General features: G+C 60.3%; 22 protein-coding genes and 2 tRNA genes. 12 read left to right on the forward strand and 12 right to left on the reverse strand.

From position 1 onward, the window contains the following. Positions 1–68: 68 nt before the first annotated feature. A complete protein-coding gene (locus FB472_RS12900; RefSeq protein WP_141991229.1) occupies positions 69–5,345 on the reverse strand; it encodes an SCO7613 C-terminal domain-containing membrane protein in 5,277 nt (1,758 codons plus the stop codon). A gap of 134 nt (positions 5,346–5,479) precedes the next feature. Here FB472_RS12900 and FB472_RS14085 point away from each other — a divergent pair, with 134 nt between their 5' ends. Both FB472_RS14085 and FB472_RS12905 read left to right on the forward strand, forming a co-directional pair. Further along, the gene (locus tag FB472_RS14085) at positions 5,480–5,653 is read left to right on the forward strand and encodes a hypothetical protein (protein WP_170192095.1); all 174 of its coding nucleotides are present in this window, start codon (positions 5,480–5,482) and stop codon (positions 5,651–5,653) included. A 6-nt stretch (positions 5,654–5,659) separates the two neighbouring features. After that, on the forward strand, positions 5,660–5,947 hold the full coding sequence (locus tag FB472_RS12905) for a hypothetical protein (RefSeq protein WP_141991230.1): 288 nt from the start codon (positions 5,660–5,662) through the stop codon (positions 5,945–5,947). A gap of 1 nt (position 5,948) precedes the next feature. Here the strand turns inward: FB472_RS12905 and FB472_RS12910 are convergent. After that, positions 5,949–6,022, reverse strand: a tRNA-Gly gene (locus FB472_RS12910). Positions 6,023–6,226: 204 nt separating this feature from the next. On the opposite strand from FB472_RS12910, the gene FB472_RS12915 reads away from it, so the two are divergent. Both FB472_RS12915 and tig read left to right on the forward strand, forming a co-directional pair. Continuing rightward, positions 6,227–6,300, forward strand: a tRNA-Pro gene (locus tag FB472_RS12915). A gap of 34 nt (positions 6,301–6,334) precedes the next feature. Further along, on the forward strand, positions 6,335–7,714 hold the full coding sequence (gene tig, locus FB472_RS12920; RefSeq protein ID WP_170192096.1) for a trigger factor: 1,380 nt from the start codon (positions 6,335–6,337) through the stop codon (positions 7,712–7,714). A 105-nt stretch (positions 7,715–7,819) separates the two neighbouring features. Here tig and FB472_RS12925 read toward each other — a convergent pair whose 3' ends face one another. Continuing rightward, a complete protein-coding gene (locus FB472_RS12925) occupies positions 7,820–8,776 on the reverse strand; it encodes a nucleoside hydrolase (RefSeq protein WP_141991231.1) in 957 nt (318 codons plus the stop codon). A gap of 28 nt (positions 8,777–8,804) precedes the next feature. Beyond that, the gene (locus FB472_RS12930; RefSeq protein WP_141991232.1) at positions 8,805–9,293 is read right to left on the reverse strand and encodes a tetratricopeptide repeat protein; all 489 of its coding nucleotides are present in this window, start codon (positions 9,291–9,293) and stop codon (positions 8,805–8,807) included. A gap of 120 nt (positions 9,294–9,413) precedes the next feature. On the opposite strand from FB472_RS12930, the gene FB472_RS12935 reads away from it, so the two are divergent. Continuing rightward, positions 9,414–10,034 (forward strand): ATP-dependent Clp protease proteolytic subunit, encoded by a 621-nt coding sequence (locus FB472_RS12935; protein WP_021808913.1) that lies wholly within the window; start codon positions 9,414–9,416, stop codon positions 10,032–10,034. 2 nt (positions 10,035–10,036) lie between these two features. Continuing rightward, positions 10,037–10,711: an ATP-dependent Clp protease proteolytic subunit gene (locus tag FB472_RS12940; RefSeq protein ID WP_021808914.1), complete on the forward strand. Its 675-nt coding sequence runs from the start codon at positions 10,037–10,039 to the stop codon at positions 10,709–10,711. Positions 10,712–10,797: 86 nt separating this feature from the next. Here FB472_RS12940 and FB472_RS12945 read toward each other — a convergent pair whose 3' ends face one another. Next, on the reverse strand, positions 10,798–11,436 hold the full coding sequence (locus FB472_RS12945) for a copper resistance CopC family protein (protein ID WP_141991233.1): 639 nt from the start codon (positions 11,434–11,436) through the stop codon (positions 10,798–10,800). A 2-nt stretch (positions 11,437–11,438) separates the two neighbouring features. Then, entirely contained in the window at positions 11,439–12,011 is a 573-nt protein-coding gene (locus FB472_RS12950; protein WP_141991234.1) for a DUF1775 domain-containing protein, read from the reverse strand. A gap of 538 nt (positions 12,012–12,549) precedes the next feature. Here FB472_RS12950 and clpX point away from each other — a divergent pair. Continuing rightward, on the forward strand, positions 12,550–13,827 hold the full coding sequence (gene clpX, locus FB472_RS12955) for an ATP-dependent Clp protease ATP-binding subunit ClpX (RefSeq protein ID WP_141991235.1): 1,278 nt from the start codon (positions 12,550–12,552) through the stop codon (positions 13,825–13,827). A 279-nt stretch (positions 13,828–14,106) separates the two neighbouring features. On the opposite strand, the gene FB472_RS12960 is transcribed toward clpX, so the two are convergent. After that, positions 14,107–14,787 (reverse strand): GntR family transcriptional regulator, encoded by a 681-nt coding sequence (locus tag FB472_RS12960; RefSeq protein ID WP_141991236.1) that lies wholly within the window; start codon positions 14,785–14,787, stop codon positions 14,107–14,109. Between the two features lie 118 nt (positions 14,788–14,905). On the opposite strand from FB472_RS12960, the gene FB472_RS12965 reads away from it, so the two are divergent. From FB472_RS12965 to FB472_RS14250, 4 genes are all read left to right on the forward strand, one after another. Continuing rightward, positions 14,906–15,913 (forward strand): 1-aminocyclopropane-1-carboxylate deaminase, encoded by a 1,008-nt coding sequence (locus FB472_RS12965; protein ID WP_141991237.1) that lies wholly within the window; start codon positions 14,906–14,908, stop codon positions 15,911–15,913. A 52-nt stretch (positions 15,914–15,965) separates the two neighbouring features. Then, the gene (locus tag FB472_RS14240; RefSeq protein ID WP_215730447.1) at positions 15,966–16,142 is read left to right on the forward strand and encodes a hypothetical protein; all 177 of its coding nucleotides are present in this window, start codon (positions 15,966–15,968) and stop codon (positions 16,140–16,142) included. Between the two features lie 175 nt (positions 16,143–16,317). Continuing rightward, positions 16,318–16,644, forward strand: coding sequence for a thiamine pyrophosphate-dependent enzyme (locus FB472_RS14245; RefSeq protein ID WP_215730448.1), 327 nt, complete (start codon positions 16,318–16,320; stop codon positions 16,642–16,644). Between the two features lie 78 nt (positions 16,645–16,722). Beyond that, on the forward strand, positions 16,723–17,235 hold the full coding sequence (locus FB472_RS14250) for a hypothetical protein (protein WP_215730449.1): 513 nt from the start codon (positions 16,723–16,725) through the stop codon (positions 17,233–17,235). Between the two features lie 29 nt (positions 17,236–17,264). Here FB472_RS14250 and FB472_RS12975 read toward each other — a convergent pair whose 3' ends face one another. Beyond that, positions 17,265–19,289, reverse strand: a complete 2,025-nt coding sequence (locus tag FB472_RS12975) for a M3 family metallopeptidase (protein ID WP_141991238.1) — start codon at positions 19,287–19,289, stop codon at positions 17,265–17,267. 27 nt (positions 19,290–19,316) lie between these two features. On the opposite strand from FB472_RS12975, the gene FB472_RS12980 reads away from it, so the two are divergent. After that, positions 19,317–19,703, forward strand: coding sequence for a class I SAM-dependent methyltransferase (locus FB472_RS12980; RefSeq protein ID WP_246078225.1), 387 nt, complete (start codon positions 19,317–19,319; stop codon positions 19,701–19,703). A 145-nt stretch (positions 19,704–19,848) separates the two neighbouring features. On the opposite strand, the gene FB472_RS12985 is transcribed toward FB472_RS12980, so the two are convergent. The 4 genes from FB472_RS12985 to FB472_RS13000 form a co-directional block, all read right to left on the reverse strand. After that, complete coding sequence (locus tag FB472_RS12985; protein ID WP_141991239.1) at positions 19,849–20,079, reverse strand: hypothetical protein; 231 nt, start codon at positions 20,077–20,079, stop codon at positions 19,849–19,851. Beyond that, entirely contained in the window at positions 20,079–20,558 is a 480-nt protein-coding gene (locus tag FB472_RS12990) for a GNAT family N-acetyltransferase (protein ID WP_141991240.1), read from the reverse strand. The genes FB472_RS12985 and FB472_RS12990 overlap by 1 nt, the downstream gene beginning before the upstream one ends. A 28-nt stretch (positions 20,559–20,586) precedes the next feature. Further along, the gene (valS, locus tag FB472_RS12995) at positions 20,587–23,184 is read right to left on the reverse strand and encodes a valine--tRNA ligase (protein ID WP_141991241.1); all 2,598 of its coding nucleotides are present in this window, start codon (positions 23,182–23,184) and stop codon (positions 20,587–20,589) included. Positions 23,185–23,283: 99 nt separating this feature from the next. After that, positions 23,284–23,871: a TetR/AcrR family transcriptional regulator gene (locus tag FB472_RS13000; RefSeq protein ID WP_141991242.1), complete on the reverse strand. Its 588-nt coding sequence runs from the start codon at positions 23,869–23,871 to the stop codon at positions 23,284–23,286. Positions 23,872–23,873: the final 2 nt, after the last annotated feature.

Below are 23,873 nucleotides of genomic sequence, written 5' to 3' on the forward strand. Positions count from 1 at the left end.
AATTCCACAAGCAAGCTGAGGCAACGCTAACTAGCACCCCCGGTCGCGCCCTCGTCGGTGGGCGGGCGCTACCGCAGGGCGCTGATTCTGGTGTTGAGGGTCTTAAAATCGCGAATTCTGCGCTCAAGTGTGATGCCAAGGAACAAAACGATTGCTCCGCCAACAACGGCCCACATCCACCAGTCTGTGAGCTGGTACAGCGCCACGATGGCCGGTGCGAAGGTGTGTGCGGCATGAATCAGTACGACGATCGTTCCGATGAGCAATGGTGATTTCAGTGTGAACCACGCCCCGGCGACGATTGTCACGACGGAGGCGATTCCGAGGGCAATAATCCTCCACTGCGTATCGGCGCTTTCGTTGTCGGTAAAAGTCACGATAAGACTGGGAACGAGAGCGACCAGAAACCCGGGCGCAAGCCATCTAAAGCTTCGCGCCTCAGGGTTGCGCCTCAATCGCACAGCCCCATGGGTGATGAGGGCTGCACCGAGCAGCACCGTAACCCATTCGATGGGCTGAATTAGCCCCGCGGCTAGGGCGATGACCCCGAGCGCGGTTGCGAGCCCACAGGTGAGGTAGCTGATGCGAGGGGTCAGCGGTGGAGTAGCAATTCGGGTGCTCAACACCAGAATTGCGGCGCCGAGGGCAACGAGGGCGACAATCCGGATCTCGTTGGTCGCGGTGTCGCTACTCCCCACGGTGAGCATGATCACAGCTTCTAGCGAATAGGTCAGAACCATTGCCGAGGCGAGCAACGCTTCGCTGGCGATTGCCCGGCGGTTGGTGGCGGTGGCGCGGTCGACGCCTGATCGAGCGAGACCGAAGCCTGCCAGTGCCACTAGTGCCGCGGCGCCGAGCACCCACGCATCCACTGGCAGCGGGGTGTTGCCCAAGTTCTCAACTGTGTACAGGGTGCGCGCTGTTGCGACCACCACGAGACCCGAGGCGGAGGCGACGATCGAGATCCCCCAGAATTCGGTGAGCCGTGGTCGTGCTGGGATGAATGCGGCAGCAAGGAGTAGTGCGCCACAGAATCCGGCAATCACTAGCGGGCGGAGTTCTGTTCCGCTCGCGGCATTGAGCGATAGCGGGACTATCCCCAGCAGAAGACCGACGAGGGCGATGTAGTGTGCCGAAACGAGACGGCTTTCGCGCAATTCAGCCCGCGCAATAAGAATTGCGATGGCGAGTACTACTGCTGCTAGTGGCAGTACGTAGGCTTCGAGTGCGTCTACGCGGGATTGGTCGAGGCGGATCCAGAGGGACCAGGTGGCGAAGGCGACTGCGGCCCAGATTGCGTGGCGGCGTAGTGAGTGTGATCCGAAGATGCCGTCGGCGGAGATGGATGCCAGCAGGAGGGTGATGGCCACCAGCAGCACGATCAGCCAGTGGCTTGCTTGTGGTTCAAGGATCGCGCTGAGGGTGGTGATTGCGGCGACGGCGAGTGCGCTGAGTTCGCTGAATCGACGCACCAGCGTGTGCTTCTGACGCACTCGGAGCACCATGCTGAGCACCGCAACCAGCGCGGATGCTGTGGCAGGGGCAAGTTCGATCGCGACCGTGCCGAGCCCAACCGTTCTAATGGCACTGTCGAGTAGCCATGCTGTTGCTGGCGCCAACAGTGCGGCTGCTGAGATCCGTTCCACGACAGGAATACGCCTGCCACGACCCAGCATTGTGAGGCTGAGGATCGTGCCGAAGACTACTGCGACGATCAGGCTCATCAGGTGCAACGGGAGAATTAGCGCAGCCTCGACGAGAGGGCCACTGGTGCTGTTGGCGATCCACAGATTTGCGCCGGCCGCGGTGGCGAGAGCCAATCCCACCCACCACAGCGCGCGCCGTTCTGTCGGATCAACATCTCGCAGATTCGACCAGAGCGCGCGCACCAGCACTCCGACGGCCACAATCGAGACGGCGAACCACCATTCGGTGATGTGAATGAGGTTGGCGCTGAGGGCAGTAAACGCCGCCACAATCGACAGTGCGAACGCGAGGTAGCTCAATCGCGGCGTGAGCGGTGACGGCATCGCGCGTCTACTCAACATCAGTAGCGCTGCGGCGAGGGTGACGAGGCTAAGAACTCGGATATCGTTGGCGAGCGTTTCTTGAACGCCGACACTTCGCAGGATGACCGTTTCGAGCGCGAAGAGCAGAACAATGGCGACACCCAGTAATGCTTCGCTGGCGATTGCCCAGCGGGTGTGTGCGGCGGTGCGCGAGAAACCTGCCGAGGCGAGCCCGAAACTTGCCAGCGCGAGGATGGCGACTGCTCCCAGCACCCAGACGTCAACTTCGGGCGAGGAGAGTGAATTGTTGTCGACGGTAACAAGGGTGCGCGCGGTGGTGGCGGTGACAACGCCGGTGGCAGAGGCAATGATGGTGATTCCCCAGAACTCGACGAGTCTCGGGTGGGGGGCCAGGAACGCTGCTGTGAGCAGTAGCGCTCCACAAATCCCGGCGATCACCAGCGTGCGAAGCTCTGACCCACTGGCAGCGTTGAGTGTGAGCGGCATGATCGCGATGAATAAGCCCGCCAGCGCAATGTACGGGGCCGAGCGCAGGCACGATTCGCGCAGCTCGGCACGGGCGATGAATACGGTGATGGCGAGTACTACTGCTGCTAGTGGCAGTACGTAGGCTTCGAGTGCGTCTACGCGGGATTGGTCGAGGCGGATCCAGAGGGACCAGGTGGCGAAGGCGACTGCGGCCCAGATTGCGTGGCGGCGTAGTGAGTGTGATCCGAAGATGCCGTCGGCGGAGATGGATGCCAGCAGGAGGGTGATGGCCACCAGCAGCACGATCAGCCAGTGGCTTGCTTGTGGTTCAAGGATCGCGCTGAGGGTGGTGATTGCGGCGACGGCGAGTGCGCTGAGTTCGCTGAATCGACGCACCAGCGTGCGTTGGTTACGCACCCGAAGTGTCATGCTGACGATACCAACCAGTACGGATGCTGTGGCGGGGGCAAGTTCGATCGCAATGGTGCTAAGTCCTATTGTTCTACTAGCGCTATCAAGCGCCCACACCGTCGCCGGCGCCAACAGAATAGCGGCGGAGATTCTTTGTGCCGCGTGCGTTGTTGTGCTGCGGTCCAGCATTGTGAGGCCGAGGGCGGCCACAAATGCGATCGCGACGATCAGGCTAACGACATGAAGGGGGAGCGCGAGTGGTGCACCAAGCACAGGCGCACCGCTGACGGCGGCGGTCCAAAGGTTCGCTGCGGCCACGGTGCTGATGGTGAACCCCATCCACCACAGCACACGACGCTCGGGCTGGAGAACATCCCGAGTCGTTGGAAGGAGTGAACAGGCGAACAACGCCACGGCGGCAATCGAGACGGTCATCCATATCTCAAGCGGGTTCGGGGCGTTGGGGGTCAACGCGAATTGCAGTTGTTCTCCGATGCCTGCGGAGGCGAGAACAAAGATAAACGCTGAGGTGCCGAACAGGGTCACCCGGAGAGCCCTGATATCGATGAGATATCTGGCCAGGAAGATGAGGATGCCCGTGGTGATGCTCGCGAATAGCCACGTTTCGTAGCTGGACCAGCCAGACGCGTAGGCGAGAGAAAGCGCCAGGATACTGGCGGCAGCAACCGTGAGGTGGGTGCGGCGCGCGCCACGGCGTTGACGGTCGATTGCTACGACCAGCAGCGCGGTGGCCGCAACGGCGAGCCAGGTCGCGATGGCGCCCAGGAGCGATCCGGTGAGTGGGGCACCGAGCGAGAGCGCGGTCCCTGCACTCGCAATCACGATATGGGCACGTGCACGAAGTTGCGCTGTTGCCCACCAGGTCAGCGCCAGGGCGACGGGGATCACAAGGAGGGAGAGCTGGGGCCAACCGTTGCTGAGAATGTCAAAGGTAACGCTGCCGGGGAGGCGTCGGCGCAGGCCTTGCTGATCGACGAACTGGAACGCGGTACCGACCGAGGTGGCCAAGGGTGAAACGGTCGCAACGAGGGTGACGCCCCACACGCCGAGGGAAGCCCAAAAAGTGGCAGAACGTGTCGCGCTGTCGCTGCGACGGCCGCTTGCTTCGCTGAGGAGCGCGATCGCGGTCAGCGTCGCAATGACAACGATGACGAGCGTCGGCGGGGTCGTCGTTCTGTCACCAGAAACCATTGCGTCAGCGATAACAGTCCACACTCCCGAAGCAAACAGCACTCCGGATGCGGTGGCGAATGAGTTCCGCACAATCGCGGGCAAGTGTGCCCGATGCGCAACAGCGCTGTGAATGGCCGCAACTATGCCAATGGCAAGCAGCCATCCACCAAGTTCTGTATCCCGAACCAACAACCGGTCCCAAACAGCACTGGCGAATCCGACGACGAGTGCCAGCATCGCGTATACCAACGTCACGGAGCGCTCGATGATGGCGCGGTTATTGTCGTGGGCTGCTGTCACATGGATGAGGGAGGCCGCCGCCAGCGCCGTCATTGCGACCAGGGTGCCAGCGCCAGATTCTTCGCTGGGCACAATCCCCGAGACAAAGAGTGCCACGGCGGGAGGGAATACGGTGTAGCCAAAGATGCTGACAAGCCTGAGCCCGCTCGCCCGGTGCCAGAACACAAAGCTGGCAGCGGCAATCATCAGAGCGGAACCCCAGTATGTGCGGCCTGCAGCGTCGCCGATAACCAGCAGCTCGTTCGCCCGGAGTGCATAGATATCGAGCACGACGAACACAACCGCGAGAGCAGAAAGAGCTTCCGCCGTCGCAGATAGCCCCCGCCGTTTCACGAAGGTGGCACCAACGATGCTCGCAATTGTGATGGTGGCGATGATGACCGAGCGCCAGATGAGCCCGAAGCTGATAAAGGCATAGATAAGGAAGAAGATTGCTCCGACGGAGAGCAGCGAGACTCCCACAATCAGCAGGATCACCTGCACTCCATAGTGCGAGCGAGCCACCGGCACGGCGATGTTCGGGGCAGCGACCGCCGGGTCATTGGCTGATGGGGCAGCCGTCGCCGGCACCGAAGCGGCGACGGCCGCGGCGGTGGATGCCGCAGCGGCTTCGGAGGCGCGATTGCGATTTTCCGCAACTACAGCCTGCTCGGCGTTAACTCGGACAGCAGCTGCCTTTGCTCGTTCGACCTCGGTTTCGAAGCGAACCTTTCCGATGAGCTCGAGCCGAGCATCCATGGCGCTCACGGCCGAAAGGGAAGCCTCACGGAGCAGGGACGCATCAGGATGGTTGAGATCGAGCTGGCAGCTGGAGCACACCAAATGGCTGGGGAGTTGGGTAAAGCACGCCGGACACCGTGAGACGTCAGTGAGATCCTTCGGCCCGCGAGGGAAAAGCACATGACCTACGTGGTCGATAAAGGAACGCGGTGAACTCGCCATTGACCCGTGGCTCCTTTCGGGAGGTGCGCCCAGAGTATCGGTGAATAAAGCTTAGGAAGCGACATCCTGCGAAAGTGTGGACTGGTGTCGGGATGAGCGTGAGCAAGCGCGATGAGCGTGAGTAAGATGTAGGCGTGAACATCTTAGGTTTTGTAATCTCTTTGGCGCTGTTTGTCGGCGGAATTTACATGATGGGTGAAGCATTTTATGTTGAAGGCCTCGAGTCGGTCGTCTTCATCGGTGGAATCCTCGTCACCACCCTCGGTGTGTTCATTCCCATTCACATCATGAAGCGCATTAACAGTTAGCACCCGATGGCGAGCCTGCTCAGTCAGCTCGTACCCTTCCTGCCGTCCCTCCGCGGACCAAAGCGAATGTTTAGCGACCCCCACAAGACGCTCGAACGAATTGAGCAGCTTCAAAAAAATCCCGCCAACTTTGAGCCCCAGGCATCCCTAGCTCGGCAGGTGAACATCACCTCTCGAGTGGTTAACGGCTGGACGGCCTTTGACGTGGGCGAAGGAATGATCCACAACTACCCGATCCTGCCCATCCCCGGGGGAACGGCAGCACGTGCTGTGGTGGCGAAGGCTATTAGTTGAGTGGAGGGGATACGGAGAATCGAACTCCGGTCATCAGTTTGGAAGACTGAGGCTTTACCATTAAGCTACATCCCCACTCGGCGCTCGATCGAGCTGTGCACCGAGAATTACTGTACCTGAAACCTTGCAAAGTACGAAGTCGAAGTCTCAGCCACCAACACGGCACTGAATTTCTGACGATCACGTCACCATTCCGTTCTGGCTCAGGCTAGACTTGCCGAGGCCAATTGTGCACCGGCGTGGAACCATAACGTCGCGGCCAGAATAATGTACGGCGCCCGGGGCGTAGCTCAGCTTGGTAGAGCGCTCGGTTTGGGACCGAGAGGTCGCAGGTTCGAATCCTGTCGCCCCGACGAAATACACCATCGAATTACAGGAGTCCACAACGTGAAGACAACCGTTGAAAAGTTAAGCCCGACCCGTGTCAAGCTCAACATTTCGGTCACCCCAGAAGAACTCAAGCCGAGCATCGACCACGCTTACAGCCACATCGCCTCGCAGGTCAACATCCCCGGCTTCCGCAAGGGCAAGGTTCCGCCGCAGCTGGTTGACCAGCGTGTGGGCCGTGAAGAGATCCTCAACCACGCCGTGAGCGACAGTCTTGACAGTTTTTACCGCAAGGCAGTCACCGAAGAAGAGATTCGCGTCTTGGGGCGCCCCGAGGCAGACATTGTCACGTGGCCCGAGATCAAGGACTTCAGCGGAGACCTCGTTCTCGCTATCGAGGTTGACGTTCGCCCCGAATTCGACCTTCCCGCTTACGACAAGCTGACCCTCACGGTCGATGCTGTCGAAGCATCCGCGGATGACGTCAAAGACGAACTCGACACCCTGCGTGCCCGATTCGGCACCCTCGTGACCGTCGAACGCCCCGCCAAGAAGGGTGATTTCGCCCAGCTCGACCTCGTAGCCAAGATTGGCGACACCGAGGTCGATTCGGCATCGAGCATCTCGTACGAACTTGGTTCCGGTGAACTGATCGAAGGCATCGATGAGGCGCTTGACTCGCTCAGTGCTGGAGAATCCACCACTTTTGAGTCGGTCTTGCTCGGTGGAGACCACGAAGGTGAGACGGCCGTCATCAGCCTGTCGCTGCTCACAGTCAAGGAGCGCGAGCTTCCCGAGGCAGATGACGACTTCGCGCAGATGGCCAGCGAGTTCGACACCATCAAGGAGCTGAAGGCCGACCTCAAGGAGCAGGTCAAGCGCTCCAAGGCCTTTGGCCAGGGCGCTCAGGCGCGCGACCAGATCGTTGACGAACTGCTCAAGACGTTGGACATCCCCGTTCCTGCGAAGCTTGTTGAAGACGAAGTGCACCGTCACCTCGAGAACGAAGACCGTCTCGAAGATGACGCGCACCGCGCCGAAGTTCTCGAAGCCAGCGAAAAGACGTTCCGCTCCCAGATCCTCCTCGACTCCATCGTCGAGAAAGAAGAGGTCAAGGTCAGTCAAGAAGAGCTCACCTCATACCTCGTGCAGGGCGCTCAGCAGTACGGCATGGAGCCCGGAGAATTCATCCAGGTTCTCGACAAAAACGGGCAGATCCCCGCAATGGTTGCCGAAGTTGCTCGCAGCAAGGCCCTCGCGGTCGTGCTCAGCAAGGCAAAGGTCGTTGACTCTAAGGGCAAGGCTGTCGATGTTTCGGCCTTCGCCGCCGTCGCGAACCCGGCTGATTCCGAGGATGACGCCGCAGTCGAGGGCACAGACGCCGCCGCCGACGATGCGGCTGCCGGTGACGACACGGTAGCCGACAAGGACAAGTCCTAACACAGCGTTTTATTCTCGTGGCCGGCTAGTGATCTAGTCGGCCACGAGTTCGTTAACGGCGGGCGTGGTTAGCGTCGGTCTCTGCGGCCACAACCCCCGGCTCACTCAGGCAGTGATCGTGTCAAGGAACAGTTTCGAGTAACGCGCACTGTCGATTCCGAGTGCGACATCGATCGGGCGGAATCGTGAGTCCGCCGTGCCGGCCTGCTCATGGCCTGCAGTGCGATGATCGACAACGGTCTGTCCGCGGGTGAGCGGATCGCTGAGGCTGACTCTTACGGGCAGGTTGACGGTGCGGAGTCCTTCGGGGTCGATTGCAGCGCAGACGGCTCCGGCATCCCCAATATCTCCATGACCTTCGCCAGAAACTCGAACTTCACCGCCCTTGACGCTGACGATATGGTGCAGCAATCGCCCGACCAACCGGGCTCCCGGTTCGTCAGAGGCCGTGAGCTGCGCGATATCTTCCGGTGGGATCGTGACCGCATAGAAGACGTCCAGGCCGTACATGGTGATGGGCACCCCGGAGGTCAGCACGATTTCGGCGGCCTCAGGATCGTGCCAGGTGTTGAATTCGGCCACCGCGGTGGCGTTGCCGACGGATGCCGAACCACCCATGAACACGATCCGCTCAACATTGGTCAGAACCTCCGGATACATTCGCACCAATAGGGCGATATTGGTCATCGGCGCTAGTGGAACAAGAGTCACGGGGGTAGGGCTAGCGAGGATCTCGCGCCTCAGCAACTCCACGGCGTGCACGGGTGCCACGGCGCGCATCGATTCTGGAAGGCCTAGGTCACCGAGGCCGTCTGTACCGTGCACATGGGCAGCGTGGTTTGCCTCCGCGAGCAGAGGTCGGTGTGCCCCTGCGGCAACCGGAATGTCCCCGGCGCCGGCGACATCCAGCACCGTCAGCGTATTTCTCACCACCTGTTCGAGGGTGGCATTGCCCGCTACGCACGTGACCGCTCGAAGGTTCACGTCGGGATGCCGCACGGCGAGCATCAAGGCAAGGGCATCATCGATGCCGGTATCAACATCCAGAATCATTTGCTGCATTCCGTAATGCTAATCCCGCTAGGACCAACTAGTCGGCCACGAGTTCAGCGACATAGCCGCGCACCGATCGCTGAAAGATCGGCAGGTAATCGGCCAGTGCCATAAGTGCCACCGCAGCTGCCTGAGTTGTGTCTCCGCGACTGACAAGTGCCAGTGCCAGGAATGCGGCGGATGGCCCCGTCCACTCGTCATCGGGATGCTCGTGCAATTGCTGCTCAAGCATCGCTATAGATTCATCGATGCGGCCGAGATTGCGCAGTGTGCTGGCCAACTGGATGACAGCTTGCGGGCGGCGGGAGGAATCCAGCCCGTTTTCTAATGCCCTCCGGTAGAGCGGTTCAGCTTCTGCCTCGCGCCCGGCGTAGTCACGAGCACCCGCCGCTTCGAATAACGCCTCAGCGTCGTTGCTATTGCGCTCGCCGGCAAGCTCATCGATCGCGTTGACGAGATCGCCATCGGCCATCGACGAGGCATTGGTCCAGATATCTGCGACTCGATCGCGCCAGTTGTGATGCATTTTGCGAGCCTACAAGCACCAATATGCGACGCGGTACTTTGCCTAGGGCGAACAAGCCAAAATCGGGGCACGTACTCGGATAGATTCGTTCTTAAGCGATTACTGAAACGGAGCGCAACAATGGCCCAACCGGCATTGGTCTCAAGTGTTTTTGACCAACTCCTCAAAGATCGCATCATCTGGCTCGGCTCAGAGGTGCGGGACTCGAACGCGAATGAGATCTGCGCAAAGATCTTGCTGCTCGCGGCTGAGGACCCCAAGCGCGACATCTACCTCTACGTCAACTCACCCGGTGGATCGATCACTGCGGGAATGGCGATCTACGACACGATGAAGTTTGTCCCCAACGACATCGTCACGGTCGGAATCGGCCTTGCCGCTTCGATGGGGCAATTCTTGCTGTCGTCTGGCACCAAGGGCAAGCGCTACATCACCCCCAACGCGCGAGTGCTGTTGCACCAGCCGTCTGGTGGCTTCGGTGGAACCTCTGCTGACATCCAAACTCAGGCCGGTGTGATCCTCGATATGAAGAAGCGTATGGCTGAGCTCACCGCAGAACAGACCGGCAAGAGTGTCGAGCAGGTGCTCATCGATAATGACCGCGACAACTGGTTCACTGCGCGTGAGGCCCTCGAGTACGGCTTTGTCGACCACCTGCGCGAGTTTGCCTCCGACGTCGTCGGCGGCGGCGGAACCGAAGAGGGCGCCCACAACGACGACGCCACAGGCAAGAAGGATTAGCAATGACGAATTTTAATCTTGGAGCACACACTCCTGCTGGCATTGGTCGTCCGGATGTTGACGCCCGCTATATTTTGCCCACATTCGAAGAGCGCACGGCCTATGGCTACAAGCGCCAAGATCCGTATGCGAAATTGTTCGAAGATCGCATCATTTTCTTGGGTGTTCAGATCGACGACGCATCGGCAGATGACGTCATGGCGCAGCTTCTCGTACTTGAGAGCCAAGACCCTGACCGCGACATCGTGATGTACATCAACTCACCGGGTGGTTCGTTCACCGCGATGACGGCGATCTACGACACGATGCAGTACATCCGCCCCCACATTCAGACCGTAGTTCTCGGGCAGGCAGCATCCGCTGCTGCCGTGATCACTGCGGGCGGAACGAAGGGTAAGCGATTGGCACTGCCGAATGCTCGCATCATGATTCATCAGCCCGCTGGTGGTTCAGAGGGCTCGAGCCAAGCATCAGACATCGAGATTCAGGCACGTGAAATTCTGCGTATGCGCACGTGGCTTGAGGAGACTCTGGCTCATCACTCAAACCAGACGGCGGAGCAGGTCAACAAGGACATCGAGCGCGACAAGATCCTCAGTGCGGCTGAGGCAGTCGAATACGGTCTCATTGACCAGGTGCTGACGAGCCGCAAGACTTTGCCGGCCCTGACGAGCTAATCAGAGATGCGAGTGGGGCGGTCATCCCAATAGTGGATGACCGCCCCACTCGTTAACCGCTGATGTTCAGCGGCGCAATTTACTCGCTACTCTTCGTCTCTCTTTCGTTTCATCGAGATGAGGAAGACCGCTACCGCTGCCATCAGCACAAGCGCGACTGCTGCGGCAATGAACACGACCGTCGACGCATCGGCTGTGGAGTCAACTTCTGTGCCCGCATCGTCTGGAGCGCCCCGGTCGTCTGCGCGGTTCTCATCACCGGGCGCAGCATCGTCGAGGGTTCCTCCGCCACAGGCGGGGGGAGCATCAAGCCCCTCCACGGCCGTAAGACTGACGTTGGGTTGCCACGTGAATCCAACTTCACCAGAAATCGGGTGCCCATCGGCGGAGACAAGTTGCCAGCGCATTAGATACTCTCCGGGCTCGCCCAGTGAGGCACCGGTAGCGAGGGTTTCATCCCGGGAGGTGAAGCAGCCATCACCGAAGTGTTTCCCCGCTTCGTCTGTCACTTGAATGGCAAAACCAACGCTGTCTCCAGCCAGATCTAGCAGCGCCTCGTTCGTCGTTACTGAGAACTCTTCCGGTAGCACTGTGAGAACTTCGCCTTCTTCGGGGGTGCTCGCAACAAGGTAGTTGTGGGCGGATGCCGGTGCTGCGGAGAGGAGCATGAGTGCGGCGAGTATTGCCGCACCCCATGCGGCCCCGGTGCGAGTGTGGCGTGGCATTGTCACTCCTCCTTGTTAGTGGGGCGACCGAAGGCGAATGCCAGAACCACCGCTCCGAGGCCAGCGACGAGGCCAGCGGCGATGCCGGCGGTGCCGGCGATGCCGAGACCGCGGGCCACTGGGTAACTGCTGGTGGTGGCTTCGGTGCGGTCACTCGCTGCAGTCTGGTCACCGGTGTGGGCATCAGCATCAGTTGCTGCGGCATCGTGGTGGCCTGCGGGCGCGTCGGTGACGTAGAGAATCGGAGCGGGCTTCTCTGCGCCCTCTTCGGCGATTTCGCTTTCGCCGACCATGACGGGTTCCGGCAGTTCGCCGCGCACCAGCTTGGCATCCCAGCCAGCAACGGGAACGAAGCGCACGCTCGTGAACGGGGTGTCTGCCGGCAGTTTCAGTTCAACACGGTTTGTCTTTTCTGTTTCAGACTCATTGGGAACCTTGACGGTGATAGGTGTGTAGGCGCCTGGCTCAGCCTGCCCCGGTTCGATCGAGACATGGGCCAGGGCGGCCAATGGTGCTGCTAGTGCAAGGGTTGCCTCGGCCGTGAGGGCAAGGGCAGCCTTGGTGAAGGTTTTCATTTCCTTCTCTCTTTTGGGTCGCAAAAGGCGACGCAAGCAAATGGATGCGGTGCGGGCTGGGCCGCGGCTGCGCAATGCCCGCAGGGGCGAGCATCGAACTGAAGAGGGCGTGATACATCGTTTGGCTGGCCACAATTGCCACGGTGAGGCGCGCGAACGACACCGTGCGGCCGGCGAGCAAGGTGCACACGGCAATCGAGATGATGAGCGAGACCACGATGCCAAAGACGGATGGCGCTATGCCGCCGGCAAGTTGGTGAGAGAAGGCGGCGGCGATCGTTGCGAAAAGGGCAGCAGCACCGCCGCGGAGCACCCGCAGTGCACGTGTATGCATGGGGCTCCCTCTTGCACTTGTCACCAACAGTTCAAGCCTAGTTCGAATTTTTGGAGCGTTGTGCCTCTCGAGAAGTGCAACGCTGGTGCAGGGAGAAATGCGCGGCTTCGACGCGATGAAACGCCGCTGGTAGTGGTGACGAATAGCGCACGAATATGGGGTTAGGCTCGGTAGCAAGGTATTTACTCAAGGAGAGGAACCGGCATGGCCCGAATTGGGGAAAGCGCGGACCTGCTCAAGTGTTCCTTCTGCGGCAAAAGCCAAAAGCAGGTTCAACAGCTGATTGCTGGTCCCGGTGTCTACATCTGTGACGAGTGCGTGGATCTGTGTAACGAGATCATCGAAGAGCGTCTGGCCGAAGCCGGCGAGGAGGCGTCGAGCGAGTTCGATCTCCCAAAGCCTCGTGAAATTTACTCGTTCCTTGGGGAGTATGTCATCGGGCAAGAGGCCGCTAAGCGAGCGCTCTCTGTTGCCGTGTACAACCACTACAAGCGCATTCGCGCCCGGAACACCATCACATCGGCTGATGCCATCATCGACGATGTCGAGATCGCAAAGTCCAACATCCTCCTCATCGGGCCTACTGGTTGCGGTAAGACCTATTTGGCGCAAACCTTGGCGAAACGACTCAACGTTCCCTTTGCTGTCGCGGATGCCACCGCACTTACCGAGGCCGGTTACGTTGGCGAGGATGTCGAGAACATTCTTCTTAAACTCATTCAGGCCGCCGACTATGACGTGAAGCGTGCCGAGACCGGCATCATCTACATCGATGAGATCGACAAAATCGCTCGCAAGGCAGAGAACCCCTCCATTACCCGAGATGTCTCCGGCGAGGGTGTGCAGCAAGCGCTGCTCAAGATCTTGGAAGGCACTGTCGCTTCGGTGCCACCCCAGGGCGGACGCAAGCATCCGCACCAAGAATTCATTCAGGTCGACACCACCAATGTGCTCTTCATTGTGGCGGGTGCCTTCGCGGGGCTTGAGGAGATCATCTCCAATCGCGCGGGTAAGAAGGGCATCGGTTTCGGTGCCCCGCTTCATAGCAAGGGTGACGACGTCAACCTGTTCGGCGAAGTTTTGCCAGAAGACCTCCACAAGTTTGGGCTGATTCCCGAGTTGATCGGTCGCCTTCCGGTTGTCACGACGGTTACCCAACTCGATCAGGTAGCGCTGATGGACATTCTGACGACGCCGAAGAATGCTCTCGTGCGCCAATATCAGCGCATGTTTGAGATCGATGGCGTTGAGCTTGAGTTTGAACACGACGCGTTGGAGTCGATTGCCGACCTCGCGGTGCTGCGCCAGACCGGTGCGCGAGGGTTGCGGGCAATTCTCGAAGAAGTTCTCGGCCCGATCATGTTCGATGTGCCGTCAGATGAAACCGTCGGCCGGGTCATCGTGACCCAGGCCACGGTTCTCGAGAACGCTGCGCCGACAATCGTTCCTCGCGAACCGGTGCGTGCGGAGAAGTCGGCCTAAGCCAGATCGCATGCGCTGCACCTGTGCGATCAGGTGTTCGTCGGGCGCCCGTAAGGTGAGGGTGTCGAGTACCCAGCAAGTGATGTTCCTGAGGGCGATCGTGCTCTGCACGTGAATCGCAGCCTGACTCGGGTAGGACTGTGATGGGATCGCCCTCAGGGCACCGTGCTAGGCGGCATCTAAGAGTGCGGGCACGTCAAACGTGGCCGAGACCATTGTGCCCTGTTCACTGGTGTTTGCGAAAGAGTTTCAGCGAAATTTGTGGATCGGACACAACAACTAGTGCGTGTTGTGGGGAGCAGCCATGCTGTCGGGACTCACGTGGGGGAGCGACAGCCAGTTTTCGCGCACCGCAACCAGGGCTTCGTCAAACTTGCCCTCGCGTGCGTGCTGCACGATCAGCTCGTGTTGAGCTACCGATTCGCGCCCCGAATGCGAGCTGAACCGCATCCGTTCAACCCGGCGCAAGACGGGCGTCAGTTGCGAAAGGACCTGGGCGATGGTTTCGTTGCCACTGGCAGCGATGAATACCTCGTGAAAGTCGTCATCGGCACCCAGGGCTCCATCGACGTCTTCGGTATCGAGAGCTGCGGCAAAGCAAGCATTTGCGTCTTCCATGGCCGCGAGTTGTTCGTCGGTGACGGCGGGGAGTGCGAGTCGGGCAGCGAGCTCGTGGAGGGCAGCAGTGACCTGCTGAACGCCGTGAGTGGATGCCGGATCGTAGGGCGCCACCAACGTTGCCTTGCCCGGTAACGACACGACGAGCCCGCCGCGTTCGAGCCTGAGCAGCGCTTCGCGGATGGGGGTGCGGCTCACGCCGAGCCACTTCTCGAGTTCGGAGTCGCGCAGGCGTTCGCCGGGGGCAAACGTGCCATCCACGATGGCATCGCGAATTGACGCGTACACATCGTCGCGAAGCAGGGAACGTTTGTGTACGGAGTTCTTCTCTGGCACGGGCATGCGAAATATTGTATGCCGGAGTTGACGGGCAACCGGGCCGAGCCTTGACATCCCCACAAAAAAATTGCAATATATTGCATATTGACTCCGCGTCGGAGCCGCCAAGACAAGGAGCCCCATGGCCGTTTCAGACTTCGAGCGCTACCCCCTCACCTTTGGCCCGAGCCCGGTGCATCAGCTTCCGCGCCTCAGCGCTCACCTCGGGGGAGCAACCGTCTGGGCTAAGCGCGAAGATGTGAACAGCGGGCTCGCTTTCGGCGGAAACAAGACGCGCAAGCTTGAATACATCGTTCCCGACGTGCTCGCACGGGGTGCCGACACTCTCGTGTCGATTGGCGGATACCAGTCCAACCACACCCGCCAAGTTGCCGCAGTAGCCGCAAAGCTCGGGATGAAGGCGGTGCTGGTGCAAGAGAACTGGGTTGACTGGCCCGACCCGCTCAGCGACCGCATCGGCAACATCCAACTCTCCCGCATCATGGGGGCGGATGTTCGGCTCGACAGTTCCGGCTTCGATATCGGGATCCGCGACAGCTGGAAGAATGCCATTGCCGATGTGGAAGCCTCGGGCGGCAAGCCCTACCCAATCCCGGCCGGAGCATCCGAACATCACCTGGGTGGGCTCGGCTTCGCCAATTGGGCTTACGAAGTTGAAGCCCAAGAACGCGAACTCGGAGTGTTCTTCGACACGATTATTGTCTGCACCGTCACCGGGTCAACCCACGCGGGAATGATTGCCGGCTTCGCCGGGCAGGAGCGGCCCCGCCGAGTGATCGGTATCGATGCCTCCGCGACCCTCAAGAAGACCCGCGATCAGGTTGCTCGAATCGCCCGTCACACCGCGCAACTTATCGGCCTTGAGCGTGACCTGCGCGACGACGAGATCACTGTGCTCGAAGGGTGGGCCGGGGACCTCTACGGAATTCCTGTCGATTCGACTCTGGAAGCAATCCGCCTAGGGGGAACCCTCGAAGGCATGATCACCGACACCGTGTACGAAGGAAAATCACTCGCCGGACTCATCGACCTCGTATCTAGCCGCGACATCCCGGCCGACAGCAACGTACTCTACGCGCATCTCGGCGGGCAGCTTTCGCTCAACGCCTACAGCGGATTGTTCCGCTAGCGGTACCAGATAGGCCAGCCGACGACCGGGAACAGAGTAAGGATCCCTGAAGATGCCGAACGACACCACACCGAGCTTCAAGACCGCGAGCGAGACCGATATTCTCTCTGATCGCGAGCCCGCACGGGTGGCCGGTTCACCGGGGGAGCCAGCCGTAAACTCACGGCCGCTCTCAGGGGCGGCGAGTCTTGACGACGTGCTGGACCCAGTTGCGCAGCGAGTGCTGTGAACGGCTACCGCGATGATCGACTCCGCGAATCGTGGTCGCCCCAACGAGTCTGGGGTAAAGGTGGGTGGCCATCAGTCGTCGAGCGCCTCGATGGTGGGAATCGTGACGTCGTTGTGGTTCTCCGAGCTCACATTCATAGACCGGGTGTCGGTAAAGCCACACGCCTCCCCCGGTATTGCACGCCATCAACTACCTCATGGGGGAACGTCAGGAAAAGTACCTTCCGACGCTTCGGGAGTTGGGCGGGCTTCAGAGCTACCCCAGCAGGCTCAAAGACCCCGACACCGTTGATTTCTCCACGGGTAGCGCCGGAATTGGAGCCACCGCACCGCTGCGGGCGGCACTGTCTCATCGGTACGTGCGCGACCAATTTCCTGAAACTCCAGAGTCGGGCGGGTTTATCAGCCTGCTCGGCAATGCCGAACTCGATGAGGGTGCCGTGTGGGAAGCCATTACGGACTCCGGCGCGCGGCAACTGGGCGAACTGGTCGGGATTTGTTGACCTCAACCGATAGTCGCTCGACCGGATCATCTCCGACGTTCAGATTGCTCGACTGCAGGGAATGTTCGCTGCCGCCGATTGGCAAGTGTTGACCTGCAAGTGGGGGCGACCCCTCATCCCGATCGCTACGATTTGGCTCCCGAGGGTGGCGCACATCAGTCGATCACGACACCGTCGATTGGCCTAGAGCAACCGGTTTGCATTGCGTGGGAGCCCGCATTCGCTGAAGATTTCGAGTGGTGCATGCTCGAAACTATGGGGCAGATGGGCCGCCCGGGTGGTGAGTCTGCCCACTTCAGAATCTCACCCCGTCCGATTGATCAGCGGCTTGCTCCACTGCCCGAAGTGATGGCCTTCGCGGAACGACTGGCCCGTCGCGGAGTCTCGGCCGGTGTTGTCTGCTTCCCGAGCCCCGACCTCGTATTCCGGTCGCTCAACCATCGCTACGATGTGGCCGGATCGCCGCGCAGTTCCAGCGCAGAGGTGGCCTTCCCTGCTCACGCGCGAACGCCCGTCGTGACCGTTCTCGACGGGCATCAACACACACTCGCATTTCTGGCCGCAACCGACCTGATCGGATTCTGCCGCTAGCGCATCCTCCCGCTAGCGGGCTCAGCGAACTAGTTGAGCCCGCGTCGGGTGAGCAACGGCTGCAATTCGGCGTCCTGCCCGCGAAAATCGCGGAAGGCTTCGAGTGGATTCTTTGAACCACCGACGGCGAGGAGAAGCGAACGGAAACGGTCACCGTTCTCCCGAGTCAGGCCGCCGTTGTTCGTAAACCACTCGACAGAGTCGGCATCCAAAACTTCGCTCCAAATGTATGAGTAGTAGCCTGCGTCGTAGGCCGAGTTCGCGAAAATATGTTGGAAGTAGGTGCTTGAGTAGCGCGGCGGTACGGCGGGATTGTCCAGTGCAACATCAGCCAGCGCCTTCGCCTCAAACGCCGCAACATCGGTCACCTCGTCATCGACGCCAATGCGATGCCAGGCCTGATCGATCAGAGCCGCCGCAAGGTATTCACTCGTCAGGAATCCCTCGTTGAAGGCAGCACTGGCGTGAATGCGCTCGACGATCTCTCGCGACATCGGCTCGCCGGTCTGATAGTGCTTGGCATAGTTATCGAGAACCTCGGGCCACAGCATCCACATCTCGTTGACTTGGCTGGGGAACTCGACAAAGTCGCGGAAGGTGTTCGTCCCGGAAAACTTGGGGTAGGTGACCCGCGCAAACAGACCGTGCAGGGCATGTCCGAACTCATGAAACAGCGTATTCACTTCGTCGTACGTGAGCAGTGTGACCTCGCCGGCACCGGGCTTCGGCACGTTGAGATTGTTAGTGACGATCACTGGATGCCCCAGCAAGTCCGACTGTGAGATCAGTGAGTTCATCCAGGCCCCGCCGCGCTTCGAGTCGCGCGTGTACAGGTCGAGCGTATAGAGGCCGACCGGCGTGCCATCCTCATTGGTCACCTCGAAGACACGAACGTCGGGGTGATAGGTGGGAAGGTCGTAGCGTTCGCTAAACGTGACACCATAGAGCCTGCTTGCCGCAAAGAACACGCCATCACGCAGCACTCGCTCAGCCTCGAAGTACGGGCGCATTTGCGTGGTGTCGACGCTGTATCGCTCGGCGCGCACCTTCTCGGAGTAGAACGCCCAATCGGCAGCGGTGACTTCTGTTCCGGCGAGTTTTTCGAGCGCAGCATGTTCGGTGCGAGCATTGCGTGCTGCCGCCGGGGCCAGCTTTCCGAGCATGTCAGCCACACGCTGCGGGTTCCCGGCGGTCTCATCGGCCGTAACCCACGCAGCGTGACTTGTGAAGCCAAGTAGCGCGGCCCGTTGGGAGCGAACCCGAACAATCTCCAGCACGAGAGCGCGATTATCAAACTCGCCACCCCGGATGCCTCGTGACCGCGACGCTGCGAAGACACGTCCGCGAACATCGGCATTCTTGAGCGAGGAGAGGTGCGGCTGGTTAGTGGGCAAAATCAGGGAGATCAAATACTTGCCGGTGAGCCCACGATCGGCGGCGGCGCCCGCCGCGGCCGAGATCTCCGAAGCACCCAAACCGTCGAGTTCAGCAACGCTATCGAGCACCACAGCCAGATCGTTTGTGTCAGCAAGGAGGTTCTTTTCGAACTTTGTTGTCAAGCTCGACAGGCGCGAGTTGTAGTCGCGCAAGGCCGTCTTCTCGTCGTCACTGAGGCCGGCGCCAGCAAGCGTGAACTCGGTGAAATATCGTTCGACCAGGTATCGGGCTTCGGCATCCAACTCACTCGAATCAAGAGACGCGTGGATGCTGCGGATGCGCTCGAAGAGGTCGCTGTTGAGGGTGATAGCGTCTCGGTGAGCGGCAAACCTGGGGGCAATTTCTTCTTCTAGCGCGTCGGTTGCCGCGTTGCTGTCGGCGGAGGTTTTGTTGAAGAATACGATCGCCACTCGCTCAAGAACCTGACCGCTGCGTTCCAACGGAATCATGGTGTTCTCAAAGGTCGGCGAATCACTGTGAGAAGTGATCGCCGCGATCTCCTCCAGCTGTTGCCTCATCCCTTCCTCAAATGCCGGAGCGTAGTGCTCGCCAGCAATATCGGCGAACGGTGGCATGCCAAAGGGCAGCGTGCTGGGCAGAAAGAAGGGATTGGTCATGTCTCCACCCTATTCTTGTCAACATGAGTGGCGAACGTTATTACCCACGCCCACCGCGAAAGCGTGCTCGAATCGCACACCTGGGGCACCGTCGCCAACTCAGCGGCCTACCTAGAGCCACACCTTCAGCCGGGGCTCTCACTGCTCGATATCGGCTGCGGTCCCGGAACCGTTACGGCGGAGTTCGCTGAACGGCTTTCGCCGGGCACGGTCGTCGGGTTGGATGCCGCTCCCGCAGCAATCGACACGGCATCAGTCTTCATTGCCGACAACCTCAGTTTCATGGTGGGTGACGCCTCTGCGCTGCCGTTCGGTGACAACAGTTTCGATCTTGTGCACGCGCACCAGTCTCTGCAGCATTTGGGTGTTCCGGTCGCCGCTCTTCGAGAAATGAGGCCGGGCTCACTGATCTGACTGTGACCGCATCCCCCTGAAACTTCTCCGACTTTGTCGATCGTGAGTGGCGGGGAAGTGTGTGGGTGGCAATGCCGCACGGTGAGGTTCTTGCGAGAGTGTGACCTCACCGGCGGCGTACCGCTCCAGCATTGGAGCAGCCTTGTTAGGAGGCGGCTTCTTCTACCGAGACACTGCCATCTGCCGCTTGCCGCACGATCGTGCCGTCGTCGAGTTCGGCGACGGGGCGCGACTCAAGCCACGTGAGCGTCCAGCTCCACACGCTTGTGTCTAGGTGCGCAACATCCGCTTCGACTCCCGCGATTGCTTCACGCATGGGGCCGTCGAGGCGTTCGGGAATGGCCGCACCAACCGACCAGCGTGTGCCGAGCTGCATTAAACGTTCTTTTCGTAGAGGATCCACGAGGTGCGGTCAGCGACTCGGTCGTAGAGGCGCTTTGCGCTGTCATTTTCTTTGTTGGTGATCCAGCGGAGCTTTCCGCCGCCATCGTCGGCGGCGCGAGCAGCAATGTCATCGATGATCGTTCCGGCAACGCCGGCGCCGCGGTGCTCAGGATCGACGTAGAGGTCATCCATAAACCAGCCCCAGGAGGCGGTGAAGGTGTCGGGCAGCTTGCGGTAGAGACCGAAAGCGGCAACCCTGCCGGGATCGGGTGCACCTTCGGGGGCTACGGCAACAACGGCGGAGAGTTGTGCCGAGTCATCGATCAGCCACTCCCAGACGCCCTGAACGATGGCATCAGTAAATTCGGTTTCGTAGAAGACACCGTATTTCACAAAGTGTTCTTTCCACTCTTCGAAATCGTCTTCTCGGATGTCGCGGACGGTGTATGCAGGTTTCTCTGAACTCGTCATTCGCTCCACAATACGCGGTTGTTGACCGTTACGCCGAACCTTCAGACGGAGCTTCTACGAGAACGATGTCGCGAACCTCGATCTCTTCGGCTTCGACAATTGTGAGCTCATGGATGCGGCCTACAGCCTTCAGGTCGTCGATTGCGGCGCCGATCAGGGCTGGCCCCGCGAGCGTTGCTGAGCTCACTTCGGTCTTCTGGGAGGCCTTTGCGTCGGTCTTGGCGCGGCGAATGCTGATGAGTGCTTGACTCACTGCCGAGAACAGTCCGGTGGGTTCAGCACTCACACCCAGTTCGTCGGCACTGGGCCATGAAGCAGTATGTACCGAGGTGTTGTGGGTCCACCGCCAGACCTCTTCAGTTGCGAAGGGGAGGTAGGGCGCGAAGAGCCGCAGGAACACGGCGATGGCGGTGTGTAGCGCAATATTGGCGCTGGCCTGCGCCTCGGGTGTGCCAGCCCCGTAGGCGCGTTCTTTCACCAGTTCGAGGTAGTCGTCGCAGAACGTCCAGAAGAACTTTTCGGTGACTTCGAGAGCCTTGGCGTGGTCGAACGCCTCGAGGGCGTTCGTTGCCTGAGTCACCACGGAAGCGAGTTCGGCGAGCATCTCGAGGTCGAGGGCTTCGGTTACGGTCGCGCCAGACTCTGCTGAAACGCCTGCCGGTGCCGGGAACGAGTACACGAACTTCGACGCGTTCAACACCTTGATTGCGAGTCGACGGCCGATCTTGATTTGCTTGGGGTTCTGCGGGTCAAAGGCGGCATCAGTACCGAGGCGACTGGATGCTGCCCAGTAACGCACCGCATCCGAACCGTGGTCATCGAGCATGCCCTTGGGGGTAACAACGTTGCCCTTGGACTTCGACATCTTTTTGCGGTCGGGGTCGACGATAAAGCCGGAGATTCCGGCATTCTGCCACGGCACGGTGCCATGTTCGAGTTCGGAGCGCAGTGCGGTCGAGAACAACCACGTGCGAATAATGTCTTGACCCTGACTGCGGAGTGAGTAGGGGAATACCAGATCGAAGAGCTCGGGATCGGTCTCCCAACCACCAGCAATTTGTGGGGTCAGGGACGATGTGGCCCAGGTGTCCATAATGTCGAGTTCGCCCTCGAAGCCGCCGGCAACACCGCGCTGGTCTTCACTGTAGCCCGGCGCGGTATCGGATGACGGGTCAATCGGCAGCGAAGCTTCGCTCGGAACGATCGGAGCACCCTTCTCTCCGTCAGCATCGAGCTCGTACCACACGGGGATCGGAACGCCGAAGAAGCGCTGGCGCGAGATGAGCCAGTCGCCCGTGAGGCCACCAACCCAGTTGTCGTAGCGCACCCTCATGTGGTCTGGCGTGAAGTTGATCTGCTTGCCAGCCGCAACGAGACGGCTGCGCAGATTCTCGTCGCGCGCACCGTTGCTGATGTACCACTGGCGGGTGGAGATGATCTCGAGAGGTTTGTCGCCCTTCTCGAAGAACTTCACCTGGTGCTGAATCGGCTTGGGGTCACCGATCATCTCGCCCGACTCCTTCAGCAGGTCGACCATTGCTGCTTTCGCGCTGAAGACCGTCTTGCCAGCGAGTTCGGCGTAAGCGGCGTGAGCAGCGTCGCCCACAATGACGTCGGGAGCATCCGCGATGATGCGGCCATCGGCGCCAATAATGGTGCGGTTGGGCAGATCGAGTTCGCGCCACCAGACCACGTCTGTGACGTCACCAAACGTGCAAATCATGGCGATACCGGAACCCTTGTCTTGCTGGGCAAGGTGGTGAGCCAGAATCGGCACCTCGACGCCGAAGATCGGCGTCGTGACCATTGTGCCGAACAGGTCTTGGTAGCGCTCATCGTCGGGGTGAGCAACGAGAGCAACGCACGCGGGCAACAGTTCGGGCCGCGTCGTTTCAATGTGGATGTCGCCGCCATCGACGCGGTGGAACGCAAGACGGTGATACGCGGCTGGCTGCTCTTTGTCTTCGAGCTCTGCTTGGGCAACCGCGGTGCGGAAGGTGACATCCCAGAGGGTCGGAGCGTAGTCCTGATAGGCCTCGCCCCGGTCGAGATTGCGCAGGAATGCACGCTGGGCGGCGCGCTGAGCATCATCGCCGATGGTGCGGTAGGTCAGGTTCCAGTCGACGCTGAGCCCGAGCTGGCGCCAGAGATCTTCGAACTGCTTTTCGTCTTCAGCGGTGAGAGTCTCGCAGAGCTCAACGAAATTGCGGCGCGAAATGGGCAGTTGCGCGGCAGCCTTGGTCGACTTGCCTTCGCCGCCGTGCTGGGGAGGCTCAAAGCTCGTGTCATAGGGGAGGGTGGGGTCGCAGCGTACGCCGTAATAGTTCTGAACCCGGCGCTCGGTCGGCAGACCATTGTCATCCCACCCCATGGGGTAAAAGATGTCTTTTCCGCGCATGCGCTGAAAGCGAGTAACAAGATCCATGTGGGTGTAGCTGAACACGTGACCGATGTGCAGACTACCGGATGCCGTTGGCGGGGGAGTGTCAACCGAGAACACGCAATCAGAACCGCCGGTCAGCGCCTTCTGGCGATCGAACCGGTAGGTGCCTTCGCTCTCCCACACGGGAGCCCACTTGTCTTCGAGACCTTCAAGGGCGGGCTTCTCGGGAACGCTCGATGACATAATTACTCCGGTTAGCTATATGCGGCACCGAGTCAAAAAGAGGTGCCTGAGTGTGTGTTTTGTCCAATCGTATCTGACGAAGTTCGGTGACCCTGGTCGTTATGGGCTCCTGAGGGCAGCGTCGATCGCGCGGTGCACATGAGGTTCCAGCCGACCCCGGTGAACCCCCGACTGTGCCCACTCCTGTGCCGCAGCAACTACGCAGCCGATGAGCGTATATGCCTGGGCTCGTGCCGCCGCTGAGTCTGTGCCGCGGTGGCTAAGGAACCCGCTCAGGAGTCGCGCCTGAGTCGCGAATCTGCTCATCGCTGATGCGTGCAGTTCAGTGGTGCTGCCGATGAGGTCAAACTGGGTCAAGACGAACGGCACATGCTGCGATTCCAGCGGCGCGATCGAGTGGAGCATGGCATTCCTCATCATGAGGATCGCATCACCGTCACCGGTGGGTTGGTCTGCTAACGCGGTTTTGAGCCGCTCTGTGGCAGCGTCGAGCTCAACCCAAAACACATCGCCCTTGGCGTTGAAGTAGTTGAAAAAAGTATTGCGACTGACGCCAGCTCGGATGGCAATATGATCAACGGTGGTGCCGGTGTAGCCGTTCTCTACGAAAAGCTCGAAGGCAGCCTCTTGGAGGAGTTCGCGGGAGGCGGCGGGTGGGCGTCCGCGGCCGGGGGAGTCAGTGGTCACCG

This window comes from Rhodoglobus vestalii, assembly GCF_006788895.1.
In the GTDB taxonomy this organism is placed as follows: Bacteria; Actinomycetota; Actinomycetes; order Actinomycetales; family Microbacteriaceae; genus Rhodoglobus; species Rhodoglobus vestalii.